The following is a 21,792-nucleotide window of genomic DNA, read 5'->3' on the forward strand; positions in this document are numbered from 1 at the left end:
TCAATCATACTTGAAGGATCGGAGTTTTCCTTCCACTGCGACGCTCGCGGTGAACGGAAACGACGTTGTTGCCTCTCTATAATTCATAGAACAGTAATCCATCCCCTGCCACAAACAATCACCAAATAAATCAAATGATTAAGATGATTTCTCAGGAGATGGCCATTGCTGCGACAAATGCAACGACTGCCCGTCGGAAACGGTAACGATAATTTTTACCGAGTCCTCCGGGGAAATATTTAAACTGAGTTTCGTTAAATCAATGGGTTGATTAGCGGGCAAAGAAAGGGTTGTTTTCTGCTGTGTACGGCTTTGCCCTCCTTTCCCATCACGAACGGCAAAAATTTGGACTTCGCACACGCAGGGTTTACTGAGCGTAACCTGGGGGACAATGGTGTAAATTTCACCTTGTTGTGTGGTATTAAATGTAATCTGGCTGGAGAGCGCGGCAAGGAGTAATAGCGTATTCATCATATCCTCACGAAAAAAACAGGGCTTTCGCCCTGTTTATTATGAGTACCCGACCTGAATCAGTACTGGTTAGCCGTGGCGTTGTTGCCGAAGCCGACCTGAGTAACCGATACCTGGGAGTCGGACGCAGTCTGGTTAACCAGCGCGCCGTTGCGGCCACCAAACTGGCTCACAACGATATCAGAGTTTTTGGCATTCCACTGATCGATAGTCGCGCTGTTTCTGTACCCATTCTGGGTCAGGTCAATGCCGCTGTTGTCAGCGCCCTGGCCTACGTCTGCGCCGTTACCATGACCATATTGTTTGATGGACAGATCTGATTTACGAGCATCGCTTTGCAGAGCAAGAGCAGAGTTTGCGCTACCGTACTGGAAAATACTCAGGGTAGATTCAGGGCCGGAATTATTACCGCCATTATTATGACCGCCGCCACCGCCCCACTGCGGAACAACACCTGCCAGAGCACTGCCAGAAACTACGATTGCTGCGAATGCTGCCACTTTTAAAAGTTTCATGGTAAACCCCCATCGGATTGATTTAAAAGTCGTCATGGTATTAACGTTGCGTAACGCGAATAGCCATGCGCGACTGTCTCTGCACTACAACTGCTGTTTTTTGCGTACCGTACTGCGTAATATCTGCTTTATTACCAGAACCTTTCTGAATAATCATTGCAGTATTACCATAAGAGCCTTGCGATATACTTGCATCATTGGCGTAACCCGCCTGATCAATATATGCAAGGTTATAAGCTCCTGACTGGTCAATCTTCGCTCGGTTATTTCCGCCTTCTTGTGAAATAACAGATAAAAGTTTTGAGCCGTCCTGGCGTGTTTTTGCACTATTATAAGTGCCCTTTTGACCAATAATGGCTGCCTGATTAAATGAAGACTTGCTTAATTCATTTACCGCAAAATTATATTCTGCATTTGCCAGATCATAACTTGTCGCGGCTGCAATCCCAGGCGCACCCAGTATTGTTAACATCATAAATAACAATTTGTTTTTCATGTTGTCACCCTGGACCTGGTCGTACATTACGTTAATTTAAAAGCATTTCAATTTGACTGTTAACGCGATTCGTTTTTTGTTAACGCCGCGTTACGATGAAGAGTATGTCCGTGGAAACATTTTAAATAACTCACCCGCGAGTGGTATTTTGATATTCAGCGTCACACCAAAGTGCTAATTCACTGTTGACTCCACTGTTATTTACGAAAAATTTATTTTCTTATCTGTAGCGGGCTAAACATTTCTGCCAGTGAGAGGGAAAAACCGTTTTCTGCATATCATTATGCGTTTCTCCGGGCATCACACTGCATCGCCGTCACAACTCGTGACAAACATCATTTTTTTCTCACTAAAAATGTCCAGGCGGCCCTGAGTCGAACGTTTTAAAATTAACTTGTCAGACAAACTCAAAAATAATTTTAAATTATGATTTAAAATCAATCAGTTATTATAATTTGTATGATTTTTTAAATCTATGCAATAACAGCAACATGTACAACTTTTCTATCAAATCTAATCTCTAAAAAATCCACACATTAACATATGAATATATAATTTTACATTTTGTTACAAGTTTAACACTTGCTTTAAGGTTTGTAATGACTAGATTGAAATCAGTTGTAGTCCATCTGTTTTAATATTTTTACCCTTTTTGGGTTGATGTTTTATTTCTACACACAGCAGTGCAACATCTGTCAGTACTTCTGGTGCCTCGTATTTTAGCTGAGGCAGCTGTCAGATGTGCGACTAAAAAAAGTGGGGTTTCATCATGTTTAATGAAGTCCATAGTATTCATGGTCATACATTATTGTTGATCACAAAACCATCTTTACAGGCCACTGCATTATTGCAGCATTTAAAGCAATCACTGGCTGTTACCGGAAAACTACATAATATTCAACGTTCTCTGGATGATATATCCGCCAGCTGCATTGTTTTACTGGATATGATGGAAGCGGATAAAAAAATTATCCATTACTGGCAAGACAATTTGAGTCGGAAAAACAACAATATCAAGACGTTATTGTTGAATACTCCCGACGACTATCCCTTCCGTGATATTGAAAACTGGCCACATATCAATGGCGTGTTTTACGCAACGGAGGATGAAGAACGTGTCGTTAACGGCTTGCAGGGGATCCTGCGAGGCGAATGCTATTTTTCGCAAAAGCTGGCCAGTTACCTGATCACTCATTCAGGAAACTACCGTTACAACAGCACGGAATCAGCGCTTCTCACTCATCGTGAAAAAGAGATCCTCAATAAACTGCGAATCGGCGCCTCAAACATTGAAATCGCCCGTTCGCTTTTTATCAGCGAGAATACGGTAAAAACACATCTTTATAATCTTTTCAAAAAGATAGCTGTTAAAAACCGTACTCAGGCGGTCTCGTGGGCAAACGATAACCTCAGGCGATAAAGCCATGAAACGCTATCTGACCTGGATTGTGGCAGCAGAATTACTGCTTGCCGCAGGGAATCTTCACGCTGCGGAAGTTGAAGTGGAAGTTCCCGGACTCTTAACTGACCATACCGTCTCATCAGTCGGCCACAATTTTTATCGCGCCTTCAGCGACAAATGGGAAAGTGAGTACACAGGCAATTTGACCATCAATGAAAGACCCAGTGCGCGTTGGGGAAGTTGGATCACGATAACGGTAAATCAGGACGTTATATTCCAGACTTTTTTATTCCCAACGAAAAGAGACTTCGAGCGAACCGTTGACTTCGCGCTGGCGCAAACTGAAGAAGCATTAAATCGTCGGCAAATAGATCAAACGCTATTAAGCACGAGTGATTTAGCGCGCGATGAATTCTAAAATATGATTTAGTCTGGAGGCTGCCATGCGTGTCAAACATGCAGTAGTTATGCTCATGCTTATTTCACCATTAAGTTGGGCCGGAAATATGACATTCCAGTTCCGAAATCCTAATTTTGGTGGAAACCCAAATAACGGCGCATTTTTATTAAATAGCGCTCAGGCACAAAACTCTTATAAGGACCCAAGTTATTACGACGACTTCGGGATTGAAACCCCGTCTGCCCTGGATAACTTTACGCAGGCTATTCAATCGCAAATCCTTGGCGGATTACTGACGAATATTAACACCGGCAAACCAGGCAGAATGGTGACCAATGATTTTATCATTGATATCGCCAACCGGGATGGGCAACTGCGACTTAATGTCACGGACAGGAAAACCGGGAAAACCTCGACGATTGAAGTGTCAGGTTTGCAAACACAGTCAACCGATTTCTAAGCCCCAGCTACCAAAGGACAATAATCATGCAGCGCTTACTTATTTTGGTTGCAGTATGTTTACTGAGCGGATGCTTAACCGCCCCGCCTAAAGAAGCCGCGAAACCGACATTAATGCCTCGTGCGCAAAGCTATAAAGATTTGACGCACCTGCCGATGCCAACGGGTAAGATTTTTGTCTCGGTTTATAATATTCAGGATGAAACGGGCCAGTTTAAACCTTATCCGGCGAGTAACTTCTCGACTGCCGTTCCGCAGAGCGCCACCGCGATGCTGGTGACTGCGCTGAAAGACTCCCGCTGGTTTATCCCGCTGGAGCGTCAGGGACTGCAAAACCTGCTGAACGAACGCAAAATTATTCGTGCAGCGCAGGAAAACGGCACGGTGGCTATCAATAACCGAATCCCGCTTCAGTCCCTCACCGCCGCGAATATCATGGTGGAAGGGTCGATTATCGGTTACGAAAGCAACGTGAAGTCAGGCGGGGTCGGCGCGCGGTACTTCGGTATCGGTGCGGATACGCAGTATCAGCTTGACCAGATTGCAGTAAACCTGCGCGTGGTTAACGTCAGCACCGGCGAGATCCTCTCTTCGGTCAATACCAGCAAGACCATCCTTTCCTATGAAGTGCAGGCCGGGGTGTTCCGCTTTATTGATTACCAGCGACTGCTGGAAGGTGAAATCGGCTACACCTCTAATGAACCGGTGATGCTGTGTCTGATGTCAGCGATTGAAACGGGCGTTATCTTCCTGATTAACGACGGGATCGATCGCGGCCTGTGGGATTTGCAGAACAAAGCGGAGCGTCAGAACGACATTCTGGTGAAATACCGCCACATGTCCGTACCGCCGGAATCCTGATATTTCGCCAACCGTAGAATGCCCGATGGCGCAGGCTTATCGGGCCTACAGCAGGCAGGATAAGTTTGCGCCATCAGGATTGACATCATATGAGCGTGGGGGAAACCTCACGCTTTTTTATTTGCTGACCGCCGTCGGCGAAGACTCTCTTACCCGACGAGACGCCAGCCACAGCCCGCTATTTTTCATCGCATAGCCAAACACGAGTCCCAGGGCCAGCGAAGGCAGAACCAGTCGCCAGTCCCCCTGCCCTGCAAACGTCGCGCATGCGCCGATAAAGGTGCCAGGCACAAAAGAAAGCAACAGTTGCTTCGCCTGAACGCACATCAAAAACGCGACGATTCCCGTCATGACGTAACTGACGATCTCCAGATGCGGAGCCAGCGCGCTGCCGTGAATAATCACCAGCGCCCACACCACGCCGCTCAGGAGCGTACATGCAGAAATCAATAACCCTTTCAGGCCGCCCTGCGGGCAGGCGAAATAGGCCGTACAGCCCAGAAAACCCGCCCAGCTGAGCAGGCCAAGGGAAACGGCCACCCATCCCCAGATACCGGAGAGAATGCCCGTTGTGATTGCAATGGAGATAAGTATATTCATGCCGCGCATCATAGCAGAAAAGCGGCATACGAATGAGATCACGCACACATTTTATGCAAGGCAATTAATCACGTTGCATAACAAAGTGACCATGATCACACTTACTCTTCAGCGCCTTCCTGTAACTCATCCCACATTGCGCCGATCGCATCGCGCGTCAACGGCGCCATCGTACGCCAGAATGGCGTCGCGGCATGGGCTTCCACTTTGCCAAGGAAAGTACCGCACCAGGGAAGCAGGTATTCAATAAACAGCGTTTCCAGCGCTTCGCTCTCATCTTCAGCAGACTGATCCTCCAGCCAGGAGGCGGCCAGCAGCAGCGTACCGATATGGTCGGCAGGGGTATCCGCCAACGGCATACCGCGAGCGGAAAGAAACGCGCGAACATCGGATTCCTTCGCCCCTTCCACCCAGGCGCTACGATAAGGCGACACGGCGCACTCGTCGCCGACAAACAGCGCATTGTAGTCTGCCGCCAGTTGGGTCATGTCGCAACTTTTTTGCAACCGCGCCAGAAGCTCATCCTGCTCCAGCGGCCAGCTTGCCGACAATTTACCCTCGCGGATCAGCGTAAACAGAGGAACCAGCAGAGGGTCCTGCGGTTGGCGGTAATACAGCGATCCCAGCACACGACACAGGATAGAAAACTCATTCATTGATATATTCCAGTTATCAGCAATTAAAGTTCAGCAAACTCCGGGATCGGCGCCATACCGCGCGATTCCAGAAATCTCAGTAAGCGTCCTGGCGAAACGTTTAAAACGCGTTCTTCCGGGAAATCCACTTCATCCAGGATCTTCCGGCATTCGGCAAATTCACCGAGTGTAAACGCAGTATGGGAATCCGACCCTAACGCCACCCATCCGCCAGCGTCACGCACGGCTGCGGCCACCGCGCGGCAATTATCTTCACTGCCTTTGCGCGAATGCAGGAATGACGAGTTATTGATTTCCAGCGCCACCTGGTATTTAGCCGCCGCCTGCGCAATCGCGGTGATATCGACAGGATACTTTGGGTTTCCCGGATGGCTGATAATATGCACATTTCCGCTGGCCATTGCGGCAATCATCGCCTGGGTATTGGTCTCTTTATCGTGCGGCGCGAAAACCGGTTCATGGAAACCGGCGATAATCACATCCAGCGAGTTCAGCATCGGGCCCGTGCAGTCAATCTCGCCATCAATATTCTTGATGTTGGCTTCAATACCGCGAAGAATGCCCACCCCGTCAACCAGACGCGGCCAGATACGCATGTTGATAAAGTGCCAGTGATGCGGGGCATCGGCCATATCCGGGCCGTGATCGGTAATGGCAAAGAGCTTAATACCTTTGCGTTTCGCTTCGGCAATATAATCGTGCAAGGTACTGTATGCGTGGGTGCTGGCGACGGTATGCATATGCAAGTCAACGGGATACATAACTCACTCCTGTAGTCGTTTTCCGACAAGGATAGCAGGTATCGTCGCCATTTATTAGTCGAAACCCGGCGCTAACCGGGTTGTCATCAGTAGCCGCGAACGCGATCGACCTGACCCGTCACGGATTCGCCGCGCTCCAGATGCGCAATGGTGCGCGAAATATAGTCCACGGCTTCCGCCGGGCGGGTGACGGCGGCAATGTGCGGCGTCATCGCCACGCGAGGGTGTTGCCAGAGCGGACTCTCTTTTGGCAACGGCTCGCGGCTGAAAACATCCAGCATCGCCCCTTTGAGTTTTTCGCTATTCAACGCGGCAAGCAGATCGTCCTCATTAACATGCACGCCGCGCGCCAGGTTAAGCAGGTAAGCGCCATCCCGTAACTGATTGAGCAAGCCGGAATTAATAATGCCCACCGTCTCCGCCGTATTTGGCAGCAGGTTGATCAGCACCCTTGTTTGATTCAGGAATGCGCCTAACTCCTCAGCTCCCGCAAAACTCTCTACGCCAGGCCAGGATTTACGGCTACGGCTCCAGCAGCGAAGCGGGAATCCCCATGCCTGGAGCGCTTCAGCGACTTTGGCGCCCAGCACCCCTGCCCCCATAATACCGACGGTGAACTCATCGCGATCATATTCCGGCAGCGGCTGCCATATTGACTGGTTTTTCAGCGCCTGATAATCATCGAAACGGCGGAACCAATGCAGCACCTGGCTCACGGCATACTCCTGCATTTGCAGGCCCATGCCGGTATCTTCCAGGCGGAACAGCGGGATAGAGGCATCCAGCATTTCCGGGTACGCTTTGAGCTTACTCAGAATGGAATCCACACCTGCGCCAAGCGCAAATACGGCTTTTAGCTTCCGTCCTTCGAGCATCTCCACCGGCGGATGCCACACGAGCGCATAATCCGCAGGTTCGTTATCACCGGGTTTCCATTCACGAATATTCGCGCCGGGAATCGCCTTTGCCAAAGCGTTAAGCCACCAGGCCGTATCGAAGGTCGGGTGATAGAACATTATCTCCATGTTGACTCCTGAGTGTTGTTGTGCGGAATTTACTCGCACTTATTATCATCATTTTCATAGGGATCATCAGCATAACAAATTTAGAGATGCTGGCAAAAAAAGCAGTTTCCGCTTATTTAAACTGCATGTTGATTGAAGTTTGTGTAATTGCACGATTTTTTAGAAAAGGTGATTGACGCCGGGGGCATATTTCCCTAAATTAGCGCCCGTTCCAGCAACACTGGAACGACAATATGGTGAGGTGTCCGAGTGGCTGAAGGAGCACGCCTGGAAAGTGTGTATACGGCAACGTATCGGGGGTTCGAATCCCCCCCTCACCGCCATATTCAGAAAAAGAGCTCGTACGAAAGTACGGGCTTTTTTTGCACGTTGCACGCGCTGTGGGGGGATGAGAACCCACGACCGGGGTTCGACAACTGGCGGCAGCCAGTTGGACAGACCGCGAACGCAGAGAACGGGCTGCCCGCAGAGCGAGCGAAGCGAGTCAATCCCCCCCTCACCGCCATATTCGGAAAAAGAGCTCGTACTAAAGTACGGGCTTTTTTTGCACGTTGCACGCGCTGTGGGGGGATGAGAACCCACGACCGGGGTTCGACAACTGGCGGCAGCCAGTTGGACAGACCGCGAACGCAGAGAACGGGCTGCCCGCAGAGCGAGCGAAGCGAGTCAATCCCCCCCTCACCGCCATATTCGGAAAAAGAGCTCGTACTAAAGTACGGGCTTTTTTTTGCCTATTGCACATGCTATCCGGCCTACAAGAACACCCCAGGACCGGTAAGCGTTAGCGCCACCGGGCGCTCGCACATCGCCGGATGGCAGCGCAAGCGCCTTATCCGGCCTACAAAAACATCCCAGGACCGGTAAGCGTTAGCGCCACCGGGCGCTCGCACATCGCCGGATGGCAGCGCAAGCGCCTTATCCGGCCTACAAAAACATCCCAGGACCGATACGCGTTAGCGCCACCGGGCACCTGCACATCCCCGGATGGCAGCGCAAGCGCCTTATCCGGCCTACAAAAAACAAAGCCCGGTTTCCCGGGCTATGAGATCTGACGACGCTTCAGTTGTAGGCATGAAGGGTTCGTTGGCACAATGCCGAACGCACGCAGTCGTCTTTATGGAAACGGACAATACCTATCATCTCATCTTCTTCAAAGCGAGCTAACGCATCACTTAACCCCGATTGAACATGAGTCGGTAAATCGCACTGGGTAATGTCGCCATTTACGATAACCGTCACGTTCTCCCCGAGGCGCGTTAAGAACATCTTCATTTGCGCAGCAGTCACATTCTGAGCCTCGTCAAGAATAACGACTGCATTTTCAAATGTACGTCCGCGCATATAGGCGAACGGCGCGATTTCCACCTTACCAATCTCAGGCCGCAGGCAGTATTGCATAAAAGACGCGCCCAGGCGTTTCACCAGCACGTCATAGACGGGCCGGAAATAAGGCGCGAACTTCTCGGATATATCGCCTGGTAAGAAGCCGAGATCTTCATCGGCCTGCAAAACCGGACGGGTAACAATAATCCTGTCTACATCTTTATGTATCAGGGCCTCTGCTGCTTTTGCCGCACTGATCCAGGTTTTTCCACACCCGGCTTCGCCAGTGGCGAAGATCAGTTGTTTACTCTCAATAGCATTCAGGTAGTGCTCCTGAGCCTCATTTCGCGCTACGATTGGTGTGGCGTCACGGCTATCACGCGCCATACCTATCGCTTCTACGCCGCTCATCTGCACAAGCGAGGTGACCGATTCTTCTTCACGTTGTTTGTGGCTACGCGAATCCCGTCTCAGCACACGTTTTGCTTCACGACGAGCTTTGATCACTGCTTTTTGTCTTCCCATGGATAGCACCTTGAGTTGTTGGTATACATCACACGCGCCGTTGGCGGCACGATTATGCGCACGAACATCTGAGGGTTGGCTTCCTTGTAAGCCATAGCTTGCTTTTTGAAAAGACGCCCTACACGGCTACGCGCACCGAATACGGCGTCAGTAACAGGGATAAAAAGAGGAAGTGAGAGGAATTTAGCGGTGACGACAGGGCTACCGGAGGAGAGGCATCCGCATAAGTTATTGCTGTTACTGCGAAAAACGTGTCCAGTACAGGACCTTACCATTCGCGATCTCCATAGTGAAAAGTGTCATCACTGCCGGGAACTACCGCTATTACGTATTAGTACAACATAATTTATCATTAATGCAACAACATATTTACCATACATTAACTAAAGTTCCCCTTTGCACTGGCAATAGTCTCTTACAGAGATATTACAAAATTATTTCACCTGAACGCTCATAGTAAAAATTAATACTTTCATTCATCGACATACAGAGAAACACGCCACAATTCTGAATAAAAAGCCCGCGCATGGCGGGCTATGAAAGTAAACGGACAGCGGTCAGATTACTCTGCCTGTAAACGCGACGGCGGTGCGGAGTGGTAATACGCATCCGCTTTCGCAAAGCGTTCTTGCATAGCCGACGACGGCGCTTTACCCAGCAGGCTAAAGACCACAATCCCGATGCTGCCGAAGATGAAGCCAGGGATGATTTCGTACAGATCCAGCCAGCCAAACTGTTTCCAGACAATAACCGTCAGCGCCCCGATAACCATTCCGGCCAGCGCGCCGTTACGGGTCATACGCGACCACATCACCGAGAACAGCACGACCGGGCCAAACGCCGCGCCGAAGCCCGCCCACGCATAGCTCACCAGACCGAGCACGCGGTTTTCAGGGTTAGCAGCCAGCGCGATAGACACCAGCGCAACCACCAGCACCATAATGCGCCCTACCCATACCAGCTCTTTCTGGCTCGCGCCTTTACGCAAGAAGGCCTTGTACAAATCTTCGGTAATCGCGCTGGAGCACACCAGCAGCTGGCAGCTCAACGTCGACATCACCGCCGCGAGAATAGCGGACAGCAGAATACCGGCAATCCACGGGTTGAACAGGATTTGCGCCAGTTCAATGAACACGCGCTCCGAGTTCTGGTTCACCGCTCCGGCCAGTGCCGGGTTATTGTTAAAGTAAGCAATACCGAAGAAGCCGACAGCCACCGCCCCCGCCAGACACAGGATCATCCAGCTCATACTGATGCGGCGCGCGTGCACGATGCTGTGATGAGAATCCGCCGCCATAAAGCGCGCCAGAATATGCGGTTGACCAAAGTAGCCCAGCCCCCAGCCCATCAGGGAGATAATGGCGACAAAGTTCAGCCCCTTGAGCATATCCACATTCTCAATGCTCTTTTGTTTGATCACTTCCAGGGAGTCACCAAAACCGCCGACGCTGATGATCACCATAACAGGCGTCAGAATCAGGGCGAAAATCATCAGGCTGGCCTGGACGGTGTCGGTCCAGCTCACGGCCAGGAAGCCGCCAATAAAGGTGTAGATAATGGTGGCTGCCGCCCCCGCCCACAGCGCGGTTTCATAGCTCATGCCAAAGGTGCTTTCAAACAGACGCGCCCCTGCCACAATCCCCGATGCGCAATAAATGGTGAAAAACAGCAGGATAACCAGGGCAGAGATAATGCGCAGAACGCGACTTTTATCTTCAAAACGCCCGGTAAAATAATCCGGCAGAGTCAGGGCGTTATCATTAAATTCAGTGTGGACGCGTAAACGTCCCGCCACCAGTTTCCAGTTAATCCATGCCCCTAACGTCAGACCAATCGCGATCCAGCTTTCAGAAATCCCCGACAGGAAAATCGCCCCCGGCAGACCCATCAGCAGCCAGCCGCTCATATCAGATGCGCCAGCGGATAATGCCGTCACAAACGGCCCAAGGCTGCGGCCGCCGAGAATATAGTCATCAAAGTTTTTGGTCGAACGCCATGCAATAAACCCTATCAATATCATGCCAAAGATATAGACACAAAACGTCACCAACATCGGTGTGCTAATAGCCATCAAAAGTCTCCAGATTTTATGTGCCGGCAATAATAAGAGCTGCCGTTTTATACCCTGCCGGAACGTGGCAATGGTGTTTATGTTTACCAGGGCGACCGTATCCTGCCGGAAGCGGTGGTCATTCACAATCGATTTAACACATCATTTACATCAAATTTTATTCGGGTGGGATACTATTTTTCTCCAGGTTGCACTCTCTCACATTTTTTAAGGTTGCACCTTTCAAAAGTGTTAACTGCCGCAGAGAAAAAGATTTGGTTATTGTTTTTATCCCATCCAGAAGCGTCTCTTCCTTTAACATTTCATTCATTTTTAAGCTTGCAAGGCAGGTCACATTTAACGAGGTTGCACAAAGTTGCAACATGGTGGATATTTCTCGATAACTATCAGCAGCACATATCAGAACAACAGGAGTAGACGGCATGGGAACCACCACGATGGGGGTTAAGCTGGACGACGCGACGCGCGAACGTATTAAAACAGCAGCAACACGAATTGATCGCACCCCACACTGGCTGATCAAACAGGCAATCTTTAATTATCTGGAAAAACTGGAAAGCGACGAGGCGTTACCGGAGTTGCCCGCCCTGCTGGCTGGCGCCGCCAATGAAGGCGATGAGTCAACCGCACAGCAGGAAGAAAACCACCAGCCTTTCCTTGAGTTTGCCGAGCAGATCTTGCCTCAGTCGGTCTCCCGCGCCGCGATTACCGCAGCTTACCGTCGCGCCGAAACCGATGCGGTGCCGATGTTAATGGAGCAGGCGCGTCTGCCGCAGCCGGTGGCTGAGCAGGCCCACAAGCTGGCCTATCAACTGGCGGAGAAACTGCGTAACCAGAAAACGGCCAGCGGTCGCGCCGGGATGGTACAGGGGCTGTTGCAGGAGTTCTCCCTCTCCTCACAGGAAGGCGTCGCGCTGATGTGCCTTGCGGAAGCGCTGCTGCGTATCCCGGATAAAGCGACGCGTGACGCGCTCATCCGCGACAAAATCAGCAACGGCAACTGGCAGTCGCATATTGGCCGCAGCCCGTCGCTGTTTGTTAATGCCGCCACCTGGGGTCTGTTGTTTACCGGCAAGCTGGTTTCTACCCACAACGAAGCCAGTCTCTCTCGCTCGCTGAACCGGATTATCGGTAAGAGCGGCGAGCCGCTGATCCGCAAAGGCGTTGACATGGCAATGCGCCTGATGGGCGAGCAGTTCGTCACCGGCGAAACCATCGCCGAAGCGCTGGCGAATGCGCGTAAGCTGGAAGACAAGGGCTTCCGCTACTCCTACGATATGTTAGGCGAAGCGGCGCTGACCGCCGCCGATGCGCAGGCTTATATGGTTTCGTATCAGCAGGCTATTCACGCCATTGGCAAAGCGTCTAACGGACGCGGAATTTATGAAGGGCCGGGGATCTCCATCAAGCTTTCCGCCCTGCACCCGCGCTACAGCCGCGCGCAGTATGACCGCGTGATGGAGGAGCTGTATCCGCGCCTGAAATCACTGACGCTGCTGGCGCGTCAGTATGATATCGGCATCAACATCGACGCCGAAGAAGCTGACCGTCTGGAAATCTCCCTCGACCTGCTGGAAAAACTTTGTTTTGAGCCGGAACTGGCTGGCTGGAACGGCATCGGTTTCGTAATTCAGGCTTATCAGAAACGCTGCCCGTTTGTGATTGATTATCTGATCGATCTCGCCACGCGTAGCCGTCGTCGCCTGATGATCCGCCTGGTGAAAGGCGCATACTGGGACAGTGAAATCAAACGCGCCCAAATGGACGGACTGGAGGGATACCCGGTTTACACCCGCAAGGTCTATACCGACGTTTCTTATCTGGCCTGCGCGAAAAAACTGCTCGCCGTACCGAATCTGATTTACCCGCAGTTTGCGACCCATAACGCCCATACTCTGGCGGCGATTTATCAACTGGCGGGGCAGAACTACTATCCGGGCCAGTATGAATTCCAGTGTCTGCACGGCATGGGCGAACCGCTGTACGAGCAGGTCACCGGTAAAGTGGCGGATGGCAAACTCAACCGTCCGTGTCGTATTTATGCCCCGGTCGGCACGCATGAAACGCTGCTGGCGTATCTGGTGCGCCGCCTGCTGGAAAACGGCGCTAACACCTCCTTCGTTAACCGTATTGCCGACGCCACGCTACCGCTGGATGAACTGGTCGCCGACCCGGTGGAGGCCGTGGAAAAACTGGCGCAGCAAGAAGGGCAAACCGGCTTACCGCATCCGAAAATCCCGCTGCCTCGCGACCTCTACGGACAAGGCCGGGAAAACTCCGGCGGGTTGGATCTGGCGAACGAACACCGTCTGGCCTCCCTCTCCTCCGCCCTGTTGAACAATGCGCTGCAAAAATGGCAGGCCAAACCGATGCTGGAACAGCCGGTCGCTGACGGAGAGATGACGCCGGTGATCAACCCGGCAGAGCCGAAAGACATCGTCGGCTACGTGCGCGAAGCCAGCGCTGCGGACGTTGAACAAGCGCTGCAAAACGCGGTTAACAACGCCCCTATCTGGTTTGCCACGCCACCGCAGGAACGCGCCGCCATCCTGCAACGCGCGGCGGTATTAATGGAAGGCCAAATGCAACAGCTGATTGGCATTCTGGTTCGTGAAGCCGGGAAAACCTTCAGTAATGCCATTGCAGAAGTACGCGAAGCGGTGGATTTCCTTCACTACTACGCCGGGCAGGTACGCGATGACTTTGATAACGAAACGCATCGTCCTTTAGGCCCGGTCGTCTGTATCAGCCCGTGGAACTTCCCGCTGGCCATCTTCACCGGACAAATTGCCGCTGCGCTGGCGGCGGGCAACAGCGTCCTCGCGAAACCGGCGGAACAAACGCCGCTGATTGCCGCCCAGGGCATCGCCATCTTACTGGAAGCCGGTGTTCCGCCGGGCGTAGTGCAGTTGCTGCCCGGCCAGGGTGAAACCGTTGGGGCGCAGTTAACCTCCGACGAGCGAGTACGCGGCGTGATGTTTACCGGCTCGACCGAAGTCGCCAGCTTATTGCAGCGTAATATCGCCACCCGTCTGGATGCGCAGGGTCGCCCGATTCCGCTGATTGCGGAAACCGGCGGGATGAACGCCATGATCGTGGACTCCTCCGCCCTTACCGAGCAGGTGGTTGTGGATGTGCTGGCATCTGCGTTTGACAGTGCCGGGCAGCGCTGCTCGGCGCTGCGCATACTGTGCTTGCAGGATGATATCGCCGACCACACCCTGAAAATGCTGCGCGGGGCAATGGCGGAATGCCGCATGGGCAATCCGGGCCGTCTGACCACCGACATTGGCCCGGTTATCGATAACGAAGCCAAAACCAATATTGAGCGCCATATTCAGGCGATGCGTACGAAAGGTCGTCCGGTATTCCAGGCCGTACGTGAAAACAGCGACGATGCGCGCGAATGGCAAACCGGCACCTTCGTTCCGCCAACGCTGATTGAGCTGGAAAGTTTTGATGAGTTGCAAAAAGAGATCTTCGGGCCGGTGCTGCATGTGGTGCGTTACACGCGCAACCACCTTCCCGAACTGATTGCGCAGATCAACGCCTCCGGCTACGGTCTGACGCTGGGCGTACATACCCGAATTGACGAGACCATTGCGCAGGTCACCGGTTCAGCGCACGCAGGCAACCTGTACGTCAACCGTAATATGGTCGGCGCGGTCGTGGGCGTCCAGCCATTCGGCGGCGAAGGCTTGTCCGGCACCGGGCCGAAAGCGGGCGGTCCGCTCTATCTCTACCGTCTGTTGGCAAATCGCCCGGAAAACGCGCTGGGCATTACGCTTGCCCGTCAGGATGCGGACTACCCGGTGGATGCCCAGCTTAAAGCCGCGCTGACTCAGCCGCTTGACGCGCTGACCGGGTGGGCGACGGATCGCCCGGCTTTGCATACGCTTTGTCAGCAGTTTAGCGAGCTGGCGCAGGCCGGAACCCAGCGTCTGCTGCCTGGCCCTACCGGTGAGCGCAATACCTGGACGTTACTGCCGCGTGAACGCGTATTGTGTCTGGCTGATGACGAGCAGGACGCTCTGGTGCAGGTCGCCGCCGTGACAGCGGTCGGGAGTCTGATTTTGTGGCCGGACGATGCCTTCCATCGCGAACTGGCGAAGCGCCTGCCTGCTGCGGTTTGTGAACGTATTCAGTTTGCGAAAGCGGACACGCTGACTTCGCAGCCGTTCGATGCGGTGATCTTCCACGGCGATTCCGATCAGCTACGGGCGCTGTGCGAGGCGGTAGCCGCCCGTGACGGCGCGATCGTGTCGGTACAGGGCTTTGCCCGTGGTGAAACCAATATCCTGCTGGAGCGTCTGTATATCGAGCGCTCGCTCAGCGTTAACACCGCTGCGGCAGGTGGTAACGCCAGCCTGATGACAATTGGTTAAGGCTGTGGTTAATTAAGGCTTTGGAAAATGCCCGGTGGCGCTACGGCTCACCGGGCCTACAAAACACATTTGTAGGCCGGATCAGGCAAAGCCGCCATCCGGCAATGTTTTAGAGCCAGAGGGAAGTATGAAGCGAATTATATTCACATGCGCCGCGCTGCTACTCAGCGCTCAGGCACTGGCCGATGACTGCGCCAACGCCAGCACGCAAATGGAGATGAACACCTGCGCCGCCGCGCAATTTCAAACCGCCGATAAAAAACTCAATGAGACGTACCAGAATGCGCTAAAACGCGCCGAACCGCCGCAGCGTGACTTGCTGAAAAAAGCGCAAATCGCCTGGATTGCCCTGCGGGACGCCGACTGCGCGCTGGTCAGTTCCGGCACGGAAGGCGGCAGTATACAGCCGATGATCGCCAGCCAGTGCATGACGGACAAAACGGACGAACGCGAAGCGTTTTTAGCTTCGCTGCTGCAATGTGAGGAAGGTGATTTGAGCTGTCCGTTGCCGCCTGCCGGTTAACGTACGCGAATGCCTTCAATAATCATCCGCTGTACGCTTTCGACCGTTTGATTGAAAAAGGCTTCATCACGCAGCGTTGCGCCCGTTACCGCTTCGACCTGAGGCGCAAAATCGGCGTAATGCTGCGTTGAAGCCCAAATCATAAAGATCAGGTGATGCGGATCGACGGGCGCCAGTTTTCCACTGTTTACCCATCCGGCAATCAATGTCGATTTTTCGTCAATCAGCGCCTTCAAATCCCCGGTCAGTTCTTCCATCAGCAACGGCGCGCCCGCCAGCATCTCCATGCAAAAAAGCCGGGAAGCCTGCGGATAATCACGGGAGACCTCCAGTTTAAGACGGATGTACTCTTTGATCGCCACCAGCGGCGCGAAATCTTCACGAAAGGCCTTTAACGGCGCCAGCCAGATATCAAGGATTTGCCGCAGTACGGCGACATAAAGCGCCTCTTTCGACGGGTAATAATAGAGCAAATTGGTTTTGGACACTCCCGCCTGCTCAGCCACCTGCTCCAGACGTGAGCCATGAATACCGTACTGGGAAAACGTGTTTAATGCAGCAGTTAAAATCGCCTGCCGCTTGGCGCTGACGGCCTGTGAACGTTTACCTGTTTTTTTCTCTGCGCGTTGAACCATGCGCCCTCTCCTTGTTTTATTGCCGCCAGGATACCGTGGCAACGGCGCTTTTTTCTTTTTGAACGTCAGGACGCTTAGTTTGCGTCGCCTGCTGCGACACTTCAATCTTACGGACAAAAAAACCGCCGGAGGAACCGGCGGCGGTGGCATCATAACGTTTACCAGCGGCATGCGCTAAACATTATGGCGTTAACTTACAGGCTAGCTGTTACGGTTACCGTGACTGCTTTTGCCCCCTTTTTTGCCTGCTTCTGATGCACGCTGCGGGTCATTCTTAAAGTTGCCCCCGCTGTGCTGGCCACCTTTACGACCTGCTTCTGATGCTCTTTCGCGGTCTTCCGCAAAATTACCGGAACCGCCCCGATGGTTTGCCATTACTGACCTCCGTCATAGATTAGACATCATATTGCATCGGTGTTGAGGAAGATCTCCTCACGCGGCATATGGCAGACGCCACAATTATTGCCACGCGGAACTAAGCTTAGCGAAGTTACCCCGACTGACCAGTAAATCGTAATATTCTGCAACAGGTTCGTCAGGGGGACAGGAATAATCCCCCCAGGAAATCAATAAGCCTCTCTTATGGTTAAAGAAATCCGAACGGCGAAAAATGTATCATTTTGCAACAAAAACGACGTTGATAAATTTTGTTATAAATCAAAGAAATGGTTGTGATATTTGCACTCTCTCCAGGACGTCATATCTTTAAATAGAGGTAGCGAATCGCTACGGACACGGTTAACTCGAGGAGTAGTGCAAAATGGCAAAAATTCTGGTGCTTTATTATTCCATGTACGGACACATCGAAACTATGGCGCATGCGGTGGCGGAAGGGGCAAACAAGGTGGACGGCGCAGAAGTCATTATCAAACGCGTACCGGAAACGATGCAGCCTGAAATCTTCGCAAAGGCCGGAGGTAAAACACAAAACGCACCAGTCGCAACCCCGCAGGAACTGCCTGATTACGACGCCATCATTTTTGGTACGCCGACGCGCTTTGGCAATATGTCAGGCCAGATGCGCACCTTCCTGGACCAGACGGGCGGTTTGTGGGCATCCGGCGCGCTGTATGGAAAACTCGCCAGCGTATTCAGCTCGACAGGCACCGGCGGCGGTCAGGAACAAACCATTACCTCAACCTGGACCACGCTGGCTCACCACGGCATGGTGATTGTCCCTATCGGTTACGCCGCGCAGGAACTGTTTGACGTCTCGCAGGTTCGCGGCGGTACGCCATACGGCGCCACCACAATTGCCGGGGGCGATGGTTCACGCCAGCCAAGCCAGGAAGAACTTTCTATCGCTCGCTATCAGGGTGAATATGTTGCAGGTCTGGCAGTAAAACTCAACGGCTAATCTTCAACAGGAGGATTCGAATGCCAACTCAAGAAGCGAAGGCTCATCACGTCGGCGAATGGGCAAGTCTGCGTAATACATCACCAGAAATAGCCGAAGCCATTTTTGAAGTCGCGAAGTATGACGAGAAACTGGCTGAAAAAATTTGGGAGGAAGGCAGCGACGAAGTGTTGCTTAAAGCCTTTGAGAAGACGGATAAAGATTCGCTATTTTGGGGCGAACAAACCATCGAACGTAAAAATGTCTGACCTTTTCTCCCCCGCCTGCGCGGGGGAGAACCGCTGCTATTTTGCCGCGCTGTTCAACACGTTATCGAACTTATCAAGAGGACAGAAGCCGTTTGCGTCTATCGGGCATCCCGCCAGTTCCAGCGTGACGCGCTGCGCCGGTGATTTCAGCGTCAGGACGTCCGCGTTACGTAACTGCTGCGAGCTCTGATACACATATTCGATTTTCATCAGGTCGCGATTGCCTTTGCTGTCATGCCAGCGCTGGAACACAATCTTGCCGCCAATCGGGGTGCGTTCGTACTGACCGTGCAGCTGGTAGGGTTTGAAATCCAGCGCCGTCAGCAGCGAAGCAATATTCGAGTCATGCCCCACCAAAACGGTAATTTTCGGCGCGCTGCTACGGTCAGTCACCAGCGCTTTATCAATATATTTGACCAGCGGTTTGGCGACGTTGCGCGCCACTTCACCCGAGGTAAACAGGCTGTCCTGATACCCGTTCTTCAGCTTTGACAGGACTTTCCACTGCTGATCGGATTTAATCTCGCCCCAGGCGACCTGGTCCATCGGGAAGCCTTCGTAGTATTGCAGCGTAAACGCATCCACCAGCGAGTTGCCGACTTTCAGCGGCCCCGAAACGCCAGGCTCCTCCTGATACTTCGCGCTAAAGGCGTCTTTGGCTTCGGTCAGCGAACACTGCTGTTTTTCTTTGCAGGACGGTGAATCTTTGTAGTCCGTCATCTGCGCCAGCAGTTGATAGCTGTCATCAAGCTGCATCTGGCTGCGCTCTTTTTCCATCGCCTGCACCGCTTTCTGGCTAAACGCCGCGGAGTCATCGGTGATCACCGGATTAAACGTTGGGTCCATCGTGCCCATTTTTTCCTGATGATGTACCGGAATATCGCACCCAGGGAAAGCGCCGGTGATAAAGAATTGTGCCGTCGCAACGGTGCGTTGCAGACTGTTGGCATAGGTATATACCATGTCCGGCGTCGGGCATTCGCCTGACGTGACCATCCCCTGCTCCGCCAGCCATTCTCGCATGTAGTGGCCCATATAAATTTCCAGCACACCGCCTTTCGTGGTGAGCTGCCCGCCGGGCACATCCCACTCCGGCCACTGATTCGGCGTGGACTGCTCCAGCACGCTGCCATTATTGGCCAACGGCGCGCGCAAGTTGTGTCGGCTCATCATCAACACTTGTTGCAGTTGATAACCTTCCGGCGTTGTCTGCGCTTGCGCGGCGGACGACAATAAAACAGCCCCTGCCACAGCGGCGGCGAGTATCGATTTTTTCATCCCTACAACCTCTTGTTGTTATCAATCCTCATAGAGTGTGACAGAAATATGACATTTTTCCGGGAACGGTTTCGCAAAACGGGAGATTCCAGAAGATAACCGGCAGGTCAGCGTGTTCCGGTTATTCCGAGATAAAAACCTCATACTTAATATTGCGGGCGCAATAAAAAGTGCCGTCCGTCAGATACAGTTCACGAAATCGCGTGTTATCAGAGATGTTGTCCAGCAGGGAACGTTCCGTATCGACAAATTCTTTTTGCACGCGGTAATGAACGGCGTTCTCCGTTTCAAAAGAGACATATTCCGTGGTGGCGTAAGGCTTATTTTTTGATTTCACGTACACGATATATTGCACGGTACTGGCCGTCAGCCCCGTTTTCGCCGCGATCTCTTTGAGACTCAACGTCTCAGAGGCATAAAGCGCCTGAACCTGCGCTATGCGTCGGTGATTATACGCCGTCACCCGAAGGCTCAGTTTCAGCCGATAGGCCATATTCCGCACGGCGGTAATATTAGTGTGAAGCAGTTGCGCTATCTGCTCTGTCGTGAGGATGCCCGCGTTTTCCCGCAGAATCGCAAGGCTTTCGTCGTTCCAGATAAATGCCATTGGGTATCTCTCCGTACGCGTCGTTCATCGCGCCGCCAGGCGCGCAAACGTGGCCTCTAACTCTGGCGGCTTACGCATACCCTGGTGTAGCTCCAGAACGCGTCCTTCGGGGTCAATCAGTACGGAGGTCGGCGTGCCGATCACCTGATAACGTTCCTGGGTAATGTTGAGCTGATCGCGCACCACCGGATAGGTTATCTGATGCTTTGCCAGCAGATCGTTAATCCTGACCGTTTCAGGATCGGTATTGACCGCCACAACCACCACTTTATCGCCCCATTTTTTGCTCAGCGCTTCCAGCGTGTCCATTTCCGCCAGACACCCCCCGCATCCCGCAGACCAAAAATTCAGGTACACCGCCTTTCCTTGCCAGCGTTCAAGGCCTGACTCCTGGCCTTGCAGATCAAACGCCGCCAGCGCCGGGGCCGGTGCCCCGACCGCCAGCTTTTCTTCTTTACACCCGCTTATCAGGATCGCCGCCGCGAGTAGCAGCACATTATGCCAGCGCATGTTGATTGGCCTCCTCACCCAGATATTTACCGTGTTGCAGCCGCAGAATACGGTCGGCAAACTGCCCAAGCGCAGGGTTGTGCGTCACCATCACAATCGTGCGCCCCTGACGATGCAGATCGGTGAGCAGATCCAGCACCCGCTGCTCATTCTCTTCATCCAGGTTGCCCGTCGGTTCATCCGCGAAAATAACCGGCGGTTCGTTGACCAGCGCCCGGGCGATACACACACGCTGCTGCTCACCACCGGAAAGCTGGCTCGGCAGGTGCGTCACACGATGCCCAAGCCCTACCTGCTCCAGCACCTTCCTCGCCGCTGCTTCATCCACCACGCTGTGGTAATGCTGGGCGAGCATGATGTTTTCCAGCGCAGTTAAGAACGGGATCAAATGGAACTGCTGAAATACCAGGCCGATTTTCTCGGCGCGAAAGCGACGACGCCCCTCTTCATCCAGCGCGGCGGCATCGGTGCCGTCAAGAAACACCTGCCCTTCCGTCGCCGTATCAAGGCACGTCAGAATATTCATCAGCGTGGTTTTACCAGAACCAGAAGCGCCCATAATGGCGACAAATTCACCCTGCGCAATGCGCAGATTAATGTCATCCAGGGCGGTAACGTCACCGAACCGTTTGTATAAGTGGCGGGTTTCGATCGCCACCTGAGGGATATGCGTAACGGACATGG

General features: G+C 52.7%; 24 protein-coding genes and 1 tRNA gene. 9 read left to right on the forward strand and 16 right to left on the reverse strand.

Features of this window, described 5'->3' with window-relative positions; all coding sequences use genetic code 11:
- Positions 1-138 precede the first annotated feature (138 nt).
- From csgC to csgB, 3 genes are read right to left on the reverse strand one after another with little or no spacing between them, the layout of a single operon-like run.
- The gene (gene csgC / locus OGV79_RS14215) at positions 139-471 is read right to left on the reverse strand and encodes a curli assembly chaperone CsgC (protein WP_024130449.1); all 333 of its coding nucleotides are present in this window, start codon (positions 469-471) and stop codon (positions 139-141) included.
- A 59-nt stretch (positions 472-530) separates the two neighbouring features.
- Positions 531-986 (reverse strand): curli major subunit CsgA, encoded by a 456-nt coding sequence (gene csgA / locus OGV79_RS14220; RefSeq protein WP_024130450.1) that lies wholly within the window; start codon positions 984-986, stop codon positions 531-533.
- A 40-nt stretch (positions 987-1,026) separates the two neighbouring features.
- Positions 1,027-1,482: a curli minor subunit CsgB gene (gene csgB, locus OGV79_RS14225; protein ID WP_047457584.1), complete on the reverse strand. Its 456-nt coding sequence runs from the start codon at positions 1,480-1,482 to the stop codon at positions 1,027-1,029.
- Between the two features lie 769 nt (positions 1,483-2,251).
- Between csgB and csgD the strand changes: the two genes are divergently transcribed.
- Genes csgD through csgG form a run of 4 tightly spaced genes read left to right on the forward strand, consistent with a single transcriptional unit; the run spans position 2,252 to position 4,604 of the window.
- Positions 2,252-2,902: a biofilm master transcriptional regulator CsgD gene (csgD, locus tag OGV79_RS14230; protein ID WP_012132891.1), complete on the forward strand. Its 651-nt coding sequence runs from the start codon at positions 2,252-2,254 to the stop codon at positions 2,900-2,902.
- A gap of 4 nt (positions 2,903-2,906) precedes the next feature.
- Positions 2,907-3,302: a curli production assembly/transport protein CsgE gene (csgE, locus tag OGV79_RS14235; protein ID WP_012132892.1), complete on the forward strand. Its 396-nt coding sequence runs from the start codon at positions 2,907-2,909 to the stop codon at positions 3,300-3,302.
- A 25-nt stretch (positions 3,303-3,327) separates the two neighbouring features.
- On the forward strand, positions 3,328-3,744 hold the full coding sequence (gene csgF / locus OGV79_RS14240; RefSeq protein ID WP_012132893.1) for a curli production assembly/transport protein CsgF: 417 nt from the start codon (positions 3,328-3,330) through the stop codon (positions 3,742-3,744).
- Positions 3,745-3,770: 26 nt separating this feature from the next.
- Complete coding sequence (gene csgG, locus OGV79_RS14245; protein WP_024130452.1) at positions 3,771-4,604, forward strand: curli production assembly/transport protein CsgG; 834 nt, start codon at positions 3,771-3,773, stop codon at positions 4,602-4,604.
- A gap of 117 nt (positions 4,605-4,721) precedes the next feature.
- On the opposite strand, the gene OGV79_RS14250 is transcribed toward csgG, so the two are convergent.
- The 4 genes from OGV79_RS14250 to ghrA all read right to left on the reverse strand — a co-directional run bounded on the left by OGV79_RS14250 (position 4,722) and on the right by ghrA (position 7,646).
- On the reverse strand, positions 4,722-5,204 hold the full coding sequence (locus tag OGV79_RS14250) for a DUF1097 domain-containing protein (RefSeq protein WP_114848580.1): 483 nt from the start codon (positions 5,202-5,204) through the stop codon (positions 4,722-4,724).
- Between the two features lie 101 nt (positions 5,205-5,305).
- Positions 5,306-5,860, reverse strand: a complete 555-nt coding sequence (locus tag OGV79_RS14255; protein ID WP_012132896.1) for a TorD/DmsD family molecular chaperone — start codon at positions 5,858-5,860, stop codon at positions 5,306-5,308.
- 23 nt (positions 5,861-5,883) lie between these two features.
- The gene (locus OGV79_RS14260; RefSeq protein ID WP_012132897.1) at positions 5,884-6,621 is read right to left on the reverse strand and encodes a phosphatase; all 738 of its coding nucleotides are present in this window, start codon (positions 6,619-6,621) and stop codon (positions 5,884-5,886) included.
- A gap of 86 nt (positions 6,622-6,707) precedes the next feature.
- Positions 6,708-7,646: a glyoxylate/hydroxypyruvate reductase GhrA gene (ghrA, locus tag OGV79_RS14265; RefSeq protein ID WP_286468630.1), complete on the reverse strand. Its 939-nt coding sequence runs from the start codon at positions 7,644-7,646 to the stop codon at positions 6,708-6,710.
- Positions 7,647-7,881: 235 nt separating this feature from the next.
- On the opposite strand from ghrA, the gene OGV79_RS14270 reads away from it, so the two are divergent.
- Positions 7,882-7,969: transfer RNA gene (locus OGV79_RS14270), tRNA-Ser, on the forward strand.
- Positions 7,970-8,705: 736 nt separating this feature from the next.
- On the opposite strand, the gene phoH is transcribed toward OGV79_RS14270, so the two are convergent.
- From phoH to OGV79_RS14285, 3 genes are all read right to left on the reverse strand, one after another.
- Positions 8,706-9,494: a phosphate starvation-inducible protein PhoH gene (phoH, locus tag OGV79_RS14275; protein WP_047457616.1), complete on the reverse strand. Its 789-nt coding sequence runs from the start codon at positions 9,492-9,494 to the stop codon at positions 8,706-8,708.
- 562 nt (positions 9,495-10,056) lie between these two features.
- Positions 10,057-11,565: a sodium/proline symporter PutP gene (gene putP / locus OGV79_RS14280; protein ID WP_024130454.1), complete on the reverse strand. Its 1,509-nt coding sequence runs from the start codon at positions 11,563-11,565 to the stop codon at positions 10,057-10,059.
- 157 nt (positions 11,566-11,722) lie between these two features.
- Positions 11,723-11,989 (reverse strand): hypothetical protein, encoded by a 267-nt coding sequence (locus OGV79_RS14285; RefSeq protein WP_123907508.1) that lies wholly within the window; start codon positions 11,987-11,989, stop codon positions 11,723-11,725.
- Here OGV79_RS14285 and putA point away from each other — a divergent pair.
- On the forward strand, positions 11,988-15,950 hold the full coding sequence (gene putA, locus OGV79_RS14290) for a trifunctional transcriptional regulator/proline dehydrogenase/L-glutamate gamma-semialdehyde dehydrogenase (RefSeq protein WP_214143907.1): 3,963 nt from the start codon (positions 11,988-11,990) through the stop codon (positions 15,948-15,950). The two genes, OGV79_RS14285 and putA, sit on opposite strands and share 2 nt — an antisense overlap.
- A 127-nt stretch (positions 15,951-16,077) precedes the next feature.
- Complete coding sequence (locus OGV79_RS14295) at positions 16,078-16,473, forward strand: lysozyme inhibitor LprI family protein (RefSeq protein WP_012132905.1); 396 nt, start codon at positions 16,078-16,080, stop codon at positions 16,471-16,473.
- Here OGV79_RS14295 and rutR read toward each other — a convergent pair.
- Entirely contained in the window at positions 16,470-17,108 is a 639-nt protein-coding gene (gene rutR / locus OGV79_RS14300) for an HTH-type transcriptional regulator RutR (RefSeq protein ID WP_153258399.1), read from the reverse strand. The genes OGV79_RS14295 and rutR overlap by 4 nt on opposite strands.
- A 201-nt stretch (positions 17,109-17,309) precedes the next feature.
- Positions 17,310-17,483, reverse strand: coding sequence for a con-10 family general stress protein (locus OGV79_RS14305; RefSeq protein ID WP_012132907.1), 174 nt, complete (start codon positions 17,481-17,483; stop codon positions 17,310-17,312).
- Between the two features lie 385 nt (positions 17,484-17,868).
- On the opposite strand from OGV79_RS14305, the gene wrbA reads away from it, so the two are divergent.
- Positions 17,869-18,465 carry an NAD(P)H:quinone oxidoreductase gene (gene wrbA / locus OGV79_RS14310; protein WP_047457630.1) on the forward strand — a complete coding sequence of 199 codons (597 nt, stop codon included), beginning with the start codon at positions 17,869-17,871 and terminating at the stop codon, positions 18,463-18,465.
- A gap of 20 nt (positions 18,466-18,485) precedes the next feature.
- The gene (locus OGV79_RS14315) at positions 18,486-18,713 is read left to right on the forward strand and encodes a YccJ family protein (RefSeq protein ID WP_047457633.1); all 228 of its coding nucleotides are present in this window, start codon (positions 18,486-18,488) and stop codon (positions 18,711-18,713) included.
- Positions 18,714-18,749: 36 nt separating this feature from the next.
- Here the strand turns inward: OGV79_RS14315 and agp are convergent, their stop codons facing one another.
- The 4 genes from agp to OGV79_RS14335 form a co-directional block, all read right to left on the reverse strand.
- Positions 18,750-19,991 carry a bifunctional glucose-1-phosphatase/inositol phosphatase gene (gene agp / locus OGV79_RS14320; RefSeq protein ID WP_286468633.1) on the reverse strand — a complete coding sequence of 414 codons (1,242 nt, stop codon included), beginning with the start codon at positions 19,989-19,991 and terminating at the stop codon, positions 18,750-18,752.
- 121 nt (positions 19,992-20,112) lie between these two features.
- Positions 20,113-20,598 (reverse strand): hypothetical protein, encoded by a 486-nt coding sequence (locus OGV79_RS14325; RefSeq protein WP_000874189.1) that lies wholly within the window; start codon positions 20,596-20,598, stop codon positions 20,113-20,115.
- 24 nt (positions 20,599-20,622) lie between these two features.
- Positions 20,623-21,108, reverse strand: coding sequence for a TlpA family protein disulfide reductase (locus OGV79_RS14330; protein WP_012132911.1), 486 nt, complete (start codon positions 21,106-21,108; stop codon positions 20,623-20,625).
- Positions 21,095-21,790 carry an ABC transporter ATP-binding protein gene (locus OGV79_RS14335; protein ID WP_000117262.1) on the reverse strand — a complete coding sequence of 232 codons (696 nt, stop codon included), beginning with the start codon at positions 21,788-21,790 and terminating at the stop codon, positions 21,095-21,097. Before OGV79_RS14335 ends, OGV79_RS14330 begins: the two co-directional genes overlap by 14 nt.
- Between the last annotated feature and the right edge of the window lie 2 nt (positions 21,791-21,792).

The organism is Citrobacter sp. CK185 (genome assembly GCF_030333565.1).
Classification (GTDB): Bacteria; Pseudomonadota; Gammaproteobacteria; order Enterobacterales; family Enterobacteriaceae; genus Citrobacter_B; species Citrobacter_B koseri.